The sequence below is a fragment of the Nevskia soli genome, from assembly GCF_903970205.1.
In the GTDB taxonomy this organism is placed as follows: domain Bacteria; phylum Acidobacteriota; class Terriglobia; order Bryobacterales; family Bryobacteraceae; genus Bog-113.
Map to the genome: position 1 here is coordinate 21095 of NZ_CAJCHS010000065.1, position 12670 is coordinate 33764.

At 59.0% G+C, this 12670-nt stretch carries 10 protein-coding genes; 6 read left to right on the forward strand and 4 right to left on the reverse strand.

Features of this window, described 5'->3' with window-relative positions:
* Positions 1-23 precede the first annotated feature (23 nt).
* Positions 24-431: a RusA family crossover junction endodeoxyribonuclease gene (locus H1Y01_RS03265; RefSeq protein WP_180538739.1), complete on the forward strand. Its 408-nt coding sequence runs from the start codon at positions 24-26 to the stop codon at positions 429-431.
* A complete protein-coding gene (locus tag H1Y01_RS03270) occupies positions 428-1081 on the forward strand; it encodes a hypothetical protein (protein WP_180538740.1) in 654 nt (217 codons plus the stop codon). The genes H1Y01_RS03265 and H1Y01_RS03270 overlap by 4 nt, the downstream gene beginning before the upstream one ends.
* A 61-nt stretch (positions 1082-1142) precedes the next feature.
* Here H1Y01_RS03270 and clpB read toward each other — a convergent pair whose 3' ends face one another.
* A complete protein-coding gene (gene clpB / locus H1Y01_RS03275; protein WP_180538742.1) occupies positions 1143-3794 on the reverse strand; it encodes an ATP-dependent chaperone ClpB in 2652 nt (883 codons plus the stop codon).
* A gap of 98 nt (positions 3795-3892) precedes the next feature.
* The gene (locus tag H1Y01_RS03280) at positions 3893-4381 is read right to left on the reverse strand and encodes an Hsp20/alpha crystallin family protein (protein WP_180538744.1); all 489 of its coding nucleotides are present in this window, start codon (positions 4379-4381) and stop codon (positions 3893-3895) included.
* A gap of 332 nt (positions 4382-4713) precedes the next feature.
* Between H1Y01_RS03280 and H1Y01_RS03285 the strand changes: the two genes are divergently transcribed.
* The gene (locus H1Y01_RS03285) at positions 4714-5700 is read left to right on the forward strand and encodes a hypothetical protein (RefSeq protein ID WP_180538746.1); all 987 of its coding nucleotides are present in this window, start codon (positions 4714-4716) and stop codon (positions 5698-5700) included.
* A gap of 17 nt (positions 5701-5717) precedes the next feature.
* Positions 5718-6776 carry a multidrug DMT transporter permease gene (locus H1Y01_RS03290; RefSeq protein ID WP_180538748.1) on the forward strand — a complete coding sequence of 353 codons (1059 nt, stop codon included), beginning with the start codon at positions 5718-5720 and terminating at the stop codon, positions 6774-6776.
* Between the two features lie 303 nt (positions 6777-7079).
* Here the strand turns inward: H1Y01_RS03290 and H1Y01_RS03295 are convergent, their stop codons facing one another.
* Entirely contained in the window at positions 7080-8825 is a 1746-nt protein-coding gene (locus tag H1Y01_RS03295) for an IPT/TIG domain-containing protein (RefSeq protein WP_180538750.1), read from the reverse strand.
* A 167-nt stretch (positions 8826-8992) separates the two neighbouring features.
* Positions 8993-9904, reverse strand: a complete 912-nt coding sequence (locus H1Y01_RS03300; RefSeq protein WP_180538752.1) for a MauE/DoxX family redox-associated membrane protein — start codon at positions 9902-9904, stop codon at positions 8993-8995.
* A gap of 25 nt (positions 9905-9929) precedes the next feature.
* Here H1Y01_RS03300 and H1Y01_RS03305 point away from each other — a divergent pair, with 25 nt between their 5' ends.
* On the forward strand, positions 9930-11597 hold the full coding sequence (locus tag H1Y01_RS03305; protein ID WP_180538754.1) for an amidohydrolase: 1668 nt from the start codon (positions 9930-9932) through the stop codon (positions 11595-11597).
* A gap of 2 nt (positions 11598-11599) precedes the next feature.
* On the forward strand, positions 11600-12109 hold the full coding sequence (locus H1Y01_RS03310) for a hypothetical protein (RefSeq protein ID WP_180538756.1): 510 nt from the start codon (positions 11600-11602) through the stop codon (positions 12107-12109).
* The last annotated feature ends 561 nt before the right edge of the window (positions 12110-12670 follow it).

Consider the following 12670-nt stretch of genomic DNA (forward strand, 5'->3'; position numbering starts at 1 on the left):
TTTTCGCTAAACGGATCGTCAGCTTGGACCCGTTTGAATTCTTCGTTGAAGGTCCGCCTCTTTCGCAGCAAACCAGATATCCCGCGCGGTTGCGAAATTGGAAAGCGAATGTCAGGATTGAAGCCGCGAGGCTTTGGAGCGTCCGCACTCCGTACGAAGGCCCTCTGAAGCTGACATTGGTCGATTATCGTGAAAGGGAATCTGTGCTGATTGATCACGACAATATGATCAAGCCCATCCAGGACGCGCTTTCTGGACTTGTGTATCGGAACGACCGCCAGATCACCGATGCTCAGACACGCAAGACCAATATTGACGGCCGGTTTCGCGTCCGCCATCTTTCACCCGCATACGCTCGGGCGTTTGCTGCAGGGAAACAGTTTGTCTATATCAGAATAGAAGAAGCCCCAAGTCACGACGAGCTGCTATGAGACCCGCGACCGTTACTCCCTCTGAACAAGACAGGTTAAAGCGGATCGCCGCGGATTATCAGACTGCCGGTTACGAGGTGACGGTGCAGCCTCGCCCGGAAGATCTGCCTGATTTTTTGTCGCGTTTTCAACCAGACCTGGTTGCTCGTGGCAAGGGAGAGACGATCGTCGTAGAGGTAAAGAGCAGACGCGACCTCAGCCTTCCCTTAGACGACGCGCTGGAAGCTGCGCTTCGAAACCGGCCCGGCTGGCGGTTCGAGCTTGTAATTGAAGCGGCACAACGCGAACTTGGACAAACACTCACTGCGGCTCAAATCCGTAACTCGCTGCAAGAGGCAGCGGAGCTTCAGCAGGATGAGCATCTGATTGCCGCGTTGCTATTGTTGTGGTCCGCCGCTGAAGGCGCCTTGCGATTGTTGGCGAGTAACGAAAGCGTCGAACTGGAGTCGCTCTCACCGGGATACCTGCTGACGCGCCTTTATACGCTCGGATTGCTGAGCCGGGATCAATACCGGACATTGGACGACACGATGCGACTGCGAAACCAGGCGGCCCACGGATACCACGTCACGTTGACACACGAGATTCTCATCGGGATTGCGGCCGTGGTAAGCGAACTTCTCGCTGAAGTCGAAGCCGTCGCGGCCTGAAGCAAAAAGGGCGGGAGCCCGTCAAGGGGATCCCGCCCGATAGACCTTACGATCCTGCTGCTTAAACCAGAGCCGGCTCTTTCACCGGCTCCTCCACTTTCCCGAACACGATACTCCCATCCAACGAAGTGTCGACCTTCACCGTGTCGCCCTCGTTGAACTCGCCTTCGAGCAGCCGTAGCGCCAGCGGATCCTGAATCAGCCTCTGGATCGTCCGCCGCATCGGCCGCGCTCCATACGCCGGATCGTAGCCTTCCGTCAGCAGTTTTTCCTTCGCCGCCGGAGTGACTTCCAAGTGCAGCTTACGGCCGGCCAGGACCTTCTCGAGCCCGCGGATCTGGATATCCACGATCTGCGTCAAGTCGTTCTTGGTGAGCTGGCTGAACACCACGATATCGTCAACGCGGTTCAGGAACTCGGGACGGAACTGCTGCTTCAATGCGTCGAGCAGCCGCTTCGCGCCGAGATGATTGCGGTCCTGCGTCACGCTGAAACCGATCGGTCCGGTCTCGTGTATGATGCCCGACCCGATATTCGAAGTCATGATGATCACGGTGTTCTTGAAGTTCACCGTGCGCCCCTGCCCGTCCGTCAGCCGTCCATCGTCGAGGATCTGCAGCAGCGTGTGGAACGTATCCGGATGCGCTTTTTCGATCTCATCGAATAGCACCACCGAATAAGGCCGCCGGCGCACATGTTCCGTGAGCTGGCCGCCATCGTCGTATCCCACATAGCCCGGAGGCGAGCCGATCATTCGCGATACCGCGTGTTTCTCCATGTACTCCGACATGTCGACGCGAATCATGCTTTTCTCGTCGTCGAACAGGAACTCGGCCAGCGCGCGCGCCAGCTCCGTCTTGCCGACACCCGTGGGACCGAGGAAGATGAAGCTTCCAATCGGCCGCTTCGGATCGCTCAAGCCCGCACGATTCCGGCGAATGGCGTTGGCCACGTAGCGCACCGCCTCGTCCTGCCCAATCACGCGCTCATGCAGCCGCGTTTCCATATGGATCAGCTTCTGCACTTCGCCTTCGAGCATCTTCGAAACCGGGATGCCGGTCCACTTGGCCACGATCTTCGCGATATCCTCCTCGTCGATCTCTTCTTTGAGGAGCGGCGAACCGCTCTTGATCGTCTCCAGTTCCTTGTTCGCCGATTCGAGCTGCTTCTCGATCTCCGCCATGCGGCCATAACGCAGCTCGGCGGCCCGGTTCCAGTCGTTCACGCGATTCGCGGCTTCGTACTCGTTGCGAACCTGCTCCTGTTCTTCCTTGAGTTCGCGCACGCGGCTGATGGCCGACTTCTCGCGATTCCAGCGTTCCTGCAACACCGCGGATTCCGCACGCAGCCGCTCCAGTTCGTTCTCGACATGCCGCAGCCGCTCACGAGACGCAACATCTTTCTCGCGGCTTAGCGCCTGGCGTTCGATCTCGAAGTGAGCGATGCGCCGCTCGAGGTTGTCGATCTCAATCGGCATCGAGCCGATCTGGATCCGCAGCGCCGAACCCGCTTCGTCGATCAGATCGATTGCCTTGTCAGGCAGGAAGCGATCGGTGATGTAGCGGTCCGACAACGTCGCAGCCGCGACAATGGCGGCGTCCTTGATGCGCACGCCGTGATGGATCTCGTATTTCTCCTTCAGGCCGCGCAAGATCGCGATAGCATCTTCCACCGACGATTCGCCCACCAGCACCATCTGGAACCGGCGTGCGAGCGCCGTATCTTTCTCGACGTACTTGCGGTATTCGTTCAAGGTGGTCGCGCCGATGCAGCGCAGTTCGCCGCGGGCCAGCGCCGGTTTCAACATGTTGGCCGCGTCGATCGCGCCTTCCGCTCCGCCCGCGCCGACTAAGGTGTGCAGCTCGTCGATGAAGCAGATGATCTCGCCGTTCGATTCCGTGATCTCTTTCAGCACGGCTTTGAGCCGGTCTTCGAACTCGCCGCGGAACTTGGTGCCGGCGATCATCGAGCCGAGATCGATCGCTACCAGGCGCTTCTTCGCGAGCTGCTCGGGCACATCGCCTTTGACGATGCGCTGGGCGAGGCCCTCGACGATGGCCGTCTTCCCGACGCCGGGTTCGCCGATCAACGCCGGATTGTTCTTGGTGCGCCGGCTGAGCACCTGCATCACGCGCCGGATCTCTTCATCGCGGCCGATGACCGGATCGAGCTTGCCGTTGCGCGCCTGCTCGGTCAGATCGACCGCATAGCGCTCGAGCGCCTGATATTTCGATTCGGGGTTCTGGTCCGTCACGCGCTGCGTTCCGCGGACGGCGACCAGCGCCTTCAATATGACATCGTGCTCCGCGCCGGCTCGCGCCAGCAGTTTGCCTGCGGGGTCATACTTGGCGTCGGCAATCGCCAGCAGCAGATGCTCGGTGGAAACGAATTCGTCCTTGAACCGCTCGGCTTCTTTGAATGCCGATTCGAGTACCTGATTCATGCCCGGCGATACGACCATGCCGCCCGGCTGCGCATTCCCGCCCTGCACGCGCGGGATCGACTTCAACTGATTTTCACTTTCGGACACTATGGCGTCGGGATGGACGTTGCACTTCTCCAGTACCGGCCGCACGATGCCTTCGCGCTCGGTGGCGAGCGCGATCAATAAATGCAGAGGATGAACGATCTGATGCTGGGAGCGTTCCGCGAGTTGCTGAGCGGACTGCAGCGCTTCCTGCGCCTTCTGGGTTAATTTATCGAAGCGGAACATAGATGATTCCTGGGTCTCCCTGTTTCTTTGATGCTTCCAAATAGCAAACGGGGGCAGACTGGCTGCCCCCGTCTATACGCGACCTATGGGTCGCGGTCTTACGCCTGCGCGTTCTGCCCGCCATTCACCTGAGCTGAAGGGCTTTGGCCAACGTTGATGGCTTTCTCGCCGGCGTTCACGCCCACTTTCACCTGACGAGGCTTCGCGGCTTCCTTCTTGGGCAGCCGGACCGTGAGAACGCCCTGATTGTAGTCGGCGCTCACCCGCTCGGTGTCAACCGTCGTCGGTACCGTAAACGTCCGAACGAAGTTTCCGTAGCTGCGCTCAATCCGGTGATATCCACCCTTATCGGTCGTTTGCTCGAATCTTCGGTTCCCTTTCAGAGTCAGCGTCTGATTTTCTACCTGCACATCGATGTCCTCGGGCCGAATCGCCGGGAGATCGGCCTTCAAAACAAGTTCATTCTCGTTTTCGAGAATGTCGACCGCCGGGGACCAGGGGCGCGAAGCGCGCGGTTCACTGACCAGGCGGGTCACTGCGTCTTCGAAGAGTCGAAGATGTTGAAACGGATCATGGGTAAGAGACATGTGGTTAATAGATTCCTTTCAGCTTCGATTGGATTCAATCGCCTCAAGCGATCTCATCTGTTTCTTAGCATAAAATATGAGCAGAATCGTGTCAAGTAGAACTTCGGCTCGCAAGTTTTTTTGACGGACCGCTCCGAGAATTTTGCGACAGCTTCTCCTGCCGCATTCGCTGCGCCTTTCAGCGGCCGTATTACGAACGTAACCACGTTGGTGGCTCGCTTCGTTGCGCGCCCACCATCCTCCGGCTCTAGCGCCGATCCGGATACCGGGCGCCGTCAGTTCCGATATAATCCTCCATCTACATCCATCCACTGAAACGGAGGGCATCCGCGATGTTCGGTTCCGCCATTCTCGATGTTGCGATCGGGATGATTTTTCTCTATCTGCTGCTAAGCCTGATCTGCTCGGCGGTCAACGAAATGATCGAGGCGTGGCTCAACAACCGCTCCAACGACCTGGAACACGGAGTCTTTCGCCTGCTGGCGGATTCGGATTCGCAACTCCCCACCTACTGGGGGAATTTGTGGAACCGACTTCGCGGCGCGCTGCACTTGCGCGAAAAGCCGGCCGAGGTGCATCAGCCGACGTCGGGACTCGCTTCCAGACTATACGGCCATGGCCTGGTGCGTTGCCTCTATCCCAATAGTCACAATCTTCCGGCCTATATCCCCGCAGGCACTTTTGCTCTCGCGTTGATGGACCTGCTCGCACCGGTGTATGGCGCATCCGGCGCGACGAAGTCGAGCGGCGGCATGACTCCGAGCGCTGATGATTTCTATCGCGCCGTGCAAAACTCGGTCATGCCGGACGAAGTTCGCCAGGCCCTGCTCACCTTATGCCAGGCGGCGGGCAACGACGCGGTGCAAATCCGCCTGAACATCGAAAACTGGTATAACAGCGCGATGGAGCGCGTTTCAGGCTGGTATAAACGGCGAACGCAAATCACGATCCTTGTCCTCGGACTGGTGGTTGCGGTTTTCGTCAACGCCGACACCCTCGCCATGGTTAAGTCTCCCTGGACGAATTCTTCGTTGCGCACGGCGCTGGCGAACGCGGCCGCGGCGCCGGGAACTTCGGTTACTCCGAAGAGCACATTGGATACTCTCCAAACGCTGGGTCTTCCTATTGGTTGGACTGCGGCGCCCGCGCCGCGAGATAGTCTCAGCCTGGTTCTGGCGCATGGTCTGGGCTGGCTGCTTACCGCCTTCGCCGTGTCCCTCGGCGCACCGTTCTGGTTCGATCTGCTAAACAAGTTTGTGGTTGTCCGCTCCACCGTAAAACCGCAAGAGAAGAGCCCTATCGAAGCTTCGAAGGACTGAACGGAACCTGATTCGACATGATATTGCCTTCCACTTACTTAGCCACGCTCTCGCTCATGATCCTCACCATGATCTGCTGGGGATCCTGGGCGAATACTCAGAAGCTCTCCGGTAAATGGCGCTTTGAGCTTTTCTACTTCGATTACTCCGCGGGCGTTCTTTTAGCCGCCGTGCTGATCGCATTCACCTTCGGAACTCTGGGCTTCGACGGCTTCGCAACCACGGACGACATCCTGAAAGCCGGCAAGCGGCAGGACTTATATTGCTTCGTCGGCGGCGTGGTCTTCAATCTGGCGAACATGCTCTTAGTGGCTGCGATCGCGCTGGCGGGAATGAGCGTCGCGTTCCCGATCGGCATCGGCCTGGCGTTATTGATTGGCGTCGGCCTAAACTTCCTGATCGAGCCCAGCGGCAATCCGATGTTCCTGTTCTTCGGCGCCGCCCTGGTCGCGGTGGCCATCGTATTCGACGCGTTGGCCTACCGCGCGTTCGCCGCCCAGAAGCTGGCGCAGGCTATCAAAGCCGGAGTAACCAGCAGCACGGCGATGAAGGTCAGCCTGAAAGGTGTGCTGATCAGCCTGGCCAGCGGTGTACTGATGGGTTCTTTCTTTCCTATTGTGCAGTTAGCCGCGTACCGCGAACCGGGCAACGAAGCCGGTCTGGGCCCGTATGCTCGCGGGCTGATCTTCGCGCTCGGAGTCTTCTCTTCGACCTTCGTCTTCAATCTCTTCTTCATGAACCTGCCGGTCGAAGGGAAACCTATATCGGGGTTTGATTACTTTAAGGGCACCATTCGCCAGCATCTGCTGGGGATCGGGGGAGGAATGATCTGGTGCATCGGAACCCTGGCGAGTTTCGTGGCGGCCAGCGCCGAAGGCGAGGCGCGCGTGGGCCCGGCGGTAAGTTACGGCATCGGTCAGGGAGCCACCATGGTCGGCGTTCTTTGGGGATTGCTCTACTGGAAGGAATTCGCCGGAGCGGAAAAGGCGGTCCGGACGCGTTTGGTGATTATGTTCTCGGCGTTTCTGGTAGGGCTGGTTCTACTGTCGCTTGCGCCGATTTTTGTAAGTAAATAGTTGAAGGTTCGGTTAGAAACCGCTCCGTAACCGTCGCGGCTCGGTAACGTACGACACTGCGTCGAGGAAGACGTACAGCTCCACTCCGAGCCCGACCGAAAGGGAGGGTCCTCTGGTGTCAGCCGCGTTGATCCTAGCGTAGCGGAACGGTCCCTGTTAAGGTTATTAGTTAGAAGAAACAGCGCTCGTTAACCTGCACAAGCGGCGCGTCTTTGGAAACGAGGTTCCACTTTCCACCTGGCCGCCAAAAAAGCGGGCAGCACTGAGGCTACCCGCTCTCCCCCAAACTACTACCAGGTGAGACTATTGAATCGCGATATCGACCGGGTTACTGGAAACGCCGTTCACGCTTAACATCAACGGGACGGAACTACCGACCGGGGCGTTCGACGGCAGCGTAAAGTTAATTTGATAAAGTCCGACAAACCCCGGCGCGAGGCCGACGAAAGCCGGTGTTATCGGCACCGTGGTAACAAAGCCCCCTCCGAGCGTTATGGTCACGCTCGCCGGGTTGATCGTTTCCAGTGTCGAACCACTCGCCGCTGCCCCCGTCGTCGCGGCCGGACTTGTTTGTCCTAACCCGATCGCGTACATGATCAGCGTGTCTCCGGGGCTTGCCGCATGCGCGGGGAGCGCTGTGAACCCGCTGTCGGTAGTAGCGATTGAGCCGTCCGCATAGTTCACAATGATCGGCGGTTGACCCGAATAGCCCAGGAACACTAATATCTTCGGCTCTATCGCGCCTACTGCCACCGATACTATGTTGCCCGCGGCGCCGTTATTCACCACCTGAATATCGGCCGTGCCGGCCGCCGTCGCGTAAGGCATCTGGAAATCGATCTGGTTCGGAGAAATGAAGTAGATCGGAGCTGCCGTTCCATTCACCAATACCTGAACTCCCGCCAGGTTGGTGGCGATCGGAGTAGATTGCGCGCCCTGCGGAGTCGCGCTGGTGAAATTCGAACCGTAAACCACCGCAATGTCGCCGGGCGATATGGGTGCTTGCCCGATTGCGTTATCGACCACGCCTCCGATTGCGATCTGCGGTCCGGTTTGGGTAGTTACTAGAAAGCTTACCGGTATGGACAAAGTTGCGTTCGCCGCGTTGCTGGCGACTGCAATCGTTCCCGCGTACGGGCCCGGCTGCAGACCCGTGGCATTTGCGGTGACGGTGAGAGTACTCCCGCTTGCCGCGGCCGTAAGCCAGCCCGCTGTTCCGGAGCTAACTGAAGGAGTAGCCGAAGCGATCGTCAGTGAACCTTCGCCGCTATTCCCCAATGTGACATATCCGACGGTGCTTGAGCCGGTTCCCGCAACTAAGTTCAACTGCGCGGGCGTGGCCGCCGCGATCGGCGAAGTCGTGACGTCTAAGGTAACGTTGATCGTCTTATTGTCCGACGGGAAATTAGAACCGCTTAGCACGACAGTGCCCTGGTAAGTGCCGGGCGTCGATATGTTCTGCGTGTTCGCGTCCAATTCATATTCGATAGCCGCGCCTCCGAACGGACTCTGCGACGAAGCCGAAAGCCAGCTTCCTCCGCTGGCCGTACTCGCCGAGACCTGCGGAGAACCCAGAACGTAGAAGTAAGTATAAGTAGCGCCGCCGTCGGGCGCCGCATATACCGTGATGCTCGAAGGCACTCCGACTACCAGCAATGTGACGTTGACAGTTTGCGGCGCATTCACCGCGCTCGGATCGCTTACATAAATAACAGCCGCATAACTACCCACCGCCAGAGAAGCCGAATTAAAAGAAACCGTAACTTCCTGGCATCCGGTACCCGTTGTAGCGGTGCATGTGGCCGTGGTGCTCACGGCGGCCTGTAGCCACGTTGCCGATGTTGCCAAGGCCGGTGTTAGTGTGCCGCCCCCGGTATTACTGATCTCGAAACTGGTTGACGGCGCATTGCTTCCCGCCGCAACCTGAGCCGTCAAAGTTGTTGTGCTTAACTGCAGAACCGCTGGCGTCGAAGTCTGGGCAATCGCGGCCCCCGTAAACAAACCGGTAACTAGAAGTGCTAAAGATGCCGACCTTAAATGATATTTCATGTTCTCCGGACCTGAAAGCTTTCAATCTCTTTAGCAAGCAATGCGCGTGCCAGCGCGTTGGTTACACAACTATCGTCAAATCAACGAGACGGAAAACACACTCGTTGCGGATCGCCTCATGCCTGAGGCAATAAGCCACTTAGAATGCCGCAAGTGTTATCGAAGGATTACTGTGCGAAGCCTATCTTTTTAAGAGTTGCCGCAGGTTCGGGCTCGTCGAATTGTGCTAATGCAGCCACTTCGCGCCCATTCTCGATCGCAACTCCCGCCGGGGTGCTTGTATAGGGGAAGGTCTTCTTGAGTAACTGAAAGTCGTTCGCAGTTGCGCCTTTTAATCCAGTGCGCTCCATAAAGGCCGGTGCGAATTGCGGACGCACCACCGGTTGTCCTACAAACTTAGTAGAACCCCAGTTTAGATGGGCCATCCGTTCCCCGGCATCGAGACAATGCATGCACTCGGGATCGTAGAAATAGATAAATACCTTGCCTTGCGAAAGCGGGTAGGGTTTTCCGTCGACCAGGATGGTGGGAGGAGCTTTGATACCGGTCTGCCGCGCGGATGCGATGCCCAGAAAAACGACCGCGCAGATCGCCACCGCCCCGAACATGATGGCCGCTCCCCGTAACTTCGCGGATGTCCCGGCGAGCACGCCCGACACCACGGCTAAGACCAGCATTCCGAAATCTTCCGCAAAAAAGGCCGGATTCACGGCGCGTTTCACAAACGGAAAGCAACTGCAGTCCACCCCGTGCAAAGCCGTGTAATTCACCGCCATGTAAATCATGAAGATGATCAGCAGCGCCGACCCCAACCACGCCGCGATGCGCCGGTATCCAGGCACGAGGAACAATAATCCGGTAAACGTCTCAAACGTGCCCAGGGTCACGGCAAACGGCAAACTCACGGCTTGCGGCACTTTCAACTGATGCAGCAGAACCGACCAGCCGAACGGGTCGGATATCTTCCAAATCCCCGAAGCCAGAAACAGCACAGCGATCAGAATGGATGCCGCCCACCCGACCGCGGTCTTCCATTGCGGCTGCGCGGCGACGCTGTCCATAGTTACGGCATGACTCATAAAACCTTCATTGTACGCTGTGGAGATGCTTCGCATGGTCGGCTGTTGGACGTTTGCCGCCGCCGGCTTCTTTCCTTTTTGTGTGGGGTTGCGGGCGGCTGACCTGGCCGATCTGGCCGTTGTCAACGCGCAGATCTATACCGTCGATCCGCAGCAACAGTCCGCAACGGCAATCGCGGTCAAAGGCCATAAAATCCTCGCGGTAGGCGATGACGTTTCGCAGTATATTGGCCCGGATACACAGAAAATCGACGCTCACGGGAAGACGATCGTTCCCGGCTTCATCGATTCTCACGGGCACGTCCTGGGGCTCGGCCAGAGTCTCGCCCAAATCGATCTGCGCGGCGTTCGTTCCGAACAAGAAGCCGCCCGGCGCGTGGCGGCGGTTCGCGGTAAGACGCCGGGCGAATGGATTATCGGCAACGCCTGGGATCAAAATCTCTGGCCGTCGAAGAGCTTTCCGACGAAGCAGTCCCTGGATCGAGTTGCGCCTGGTAATCCCGTGGTTCTCAGCCGTGTCGACGGGCACGCGGTCTGGGTCAATTCCGCCGCTCTCAAGATCGCCGGCATCACCTCGAATTTGACCGATCCCCAGGGCGGCCGCATTGTGCGTGATTCGTCCGGCGAGCCCACCGGAGTGCTGGTCGATCGAGCGCAATCGCTGATCGACTCGAAGCTGCCACCACCCACCCCGGCGGACATCGAAAACGCCCTCGAGCAGGCCGCCCAGCTCTGTTCCAGTTTCGGCCTGACCACCGTTCACGACGCGGGTATCGACGCGCCAACGTTGGCGGCCTACCGGACTCTGATTGCGAAGGGCCGATTGCCATTACGCATTTACGCCATGATCCGAGTGGCCGATGCCGGCCCACTCTGGCACGCATTCCAATCGAGTGGACCCGAAGTCGGTGACTTCCTCACGGTACGCAGCGTGAAGCTATATGCCGACGGGGCTCTTGGTTCGCGCGGCGCCGCTCTACTCGAACCCTACTCCGACGACCCGGGCAATCGCGGCCTGCTTATCTCGTCCCGCGAGCTGATTGAAAAGGTCGCGCGCGAAGCCCTCGCCGCCGGTTTTCAGGTCAGCACGCACGCGATCGGCGATCGCGCCAACCGCACGGTGCTCGAAGCCTACGCGGCTGCGCTCGAGAATCAGAAAAATGACAAGCGGTTTCGCGTCGAACACGCGCAAGTGGTGGCCCCGGAAGACTTCGCCCGCTTCCGCGACAACTCGATCATCGCCTCCATGCAGCCCACGCACGCGACCAGCGACATGCCGTGGGCCGCAGCGCGCATTGGACCCGAGCGCATCCGCGGCGCATACGCCTGGCAGACGTTTCGCAAGCTTGGGGTGAGGCTCGCCTTCGGTTCTGACTTCCCGGTCGAAAGCCCGAATCCAATCTGGGGATTTTACGCGGCGATCACGCGGCAGGATCGCGACGGCAATCCGCCGGGCGGCTGGTTCCCCGAACAACGGCTCACCCGCGCCGAAGCGTTGCGCGCGTTCACGATTGACGGCGCGTACGCCGCCTTCGAGGAGCAGAAGAAAGGTTCGCTCGTGCCCGGCAAGCTCGCCGATTTCGTCATGCTCTCGGACGACATCATGCGCATTCCCGACTCGCAGGTCTGGCGCGCGCATGTTCTGATGACAGTGCTCGACGGTAAGATCGTCTACCGTCGTCCGGGGGAGTAGTCGTGTTCCTCGCGCTCATACTGCTCCTGTCGACGCCGGCTTCCGAAGCGCAGTTGCTGAACGATTCGTTCGACGTGCCCGCGCGGGAGTACCGGTTCATTCCCATGCACATCGCGAACTGGCCGGCGACCTTGGATCTCGCATTTAACGCCAGCGAGAACGCGCCGGTACGCGTGGAACTGGTGACTCGCCGCGACCTGGACCGCTTCATTCGCGGGAAGCCTTACGAATACCTGCTGCGGCTCAGTGCGCGGCCTACTTCCGACTTCCGGCAACCCGTTCCGGACGCGGGCGATTACGATGTGCTCTTAATCAATGAAGGGTCGCGGGACAGCGCGGTGAAAGTGCGCGCCGCTGTCCAGTTCGCCCGCGAGCCGGATGTGGCGCAGTACGTTCCACCGGCGCGGCGCGCGATTTTAATCAGCGTTAGCGTGGTGATTTTTCTGATTGCGCTGCTGTGGTCGGGGCTGGCGCTGCTGCGCGCCATGCGTTCGGGCGCCGGGCATCTGTGAAGCGCGGGGAGGCGCTTGCTTCTGCCGGCTCAGGCAGAATAACTTGGACTTCTTCGCTGAGCGGCGCCAGGTCCGGCGGGATTGGTTGGCGATCCATGCGAAGGCTTTGGAGGTAACCGCGGATCGCATCCTGCGCCATGGCGCGAGCCTCTTCAAACGTGTCGCCTTCGGTAACTAAGTCCGAAACCGGAAAAAAAGAAATCTCACGCGAGGGTCCGCCCGGTGTCTATCCAGACGGCCCGATCGAGCCGGAATTTCTCATCGGAGGTCACACTCTCAACGAGAAGATCAAGGCGGATTTGATAAAACGCGGCCGACTGCGTGGATAGGTACACGGTTGAGTTTCAGCCGGCCGCACGTAAGGAGCTCGAGGATCTTGCTGGGCCGTGTGATCCGCAAACTGGAGTCGCTGGGCAGTATGCCGCGCCCGCCGGGCTGCAAGAAGCTTAAGCGTTACTCGGATCGCACATCGGCGCGATGTTTACGACTGAGGCCATCGCAAAATAAGCGGAGGCCGGACCTTACTTCCAATTCCCCAGCATCTTCCTTATCAACGCAATC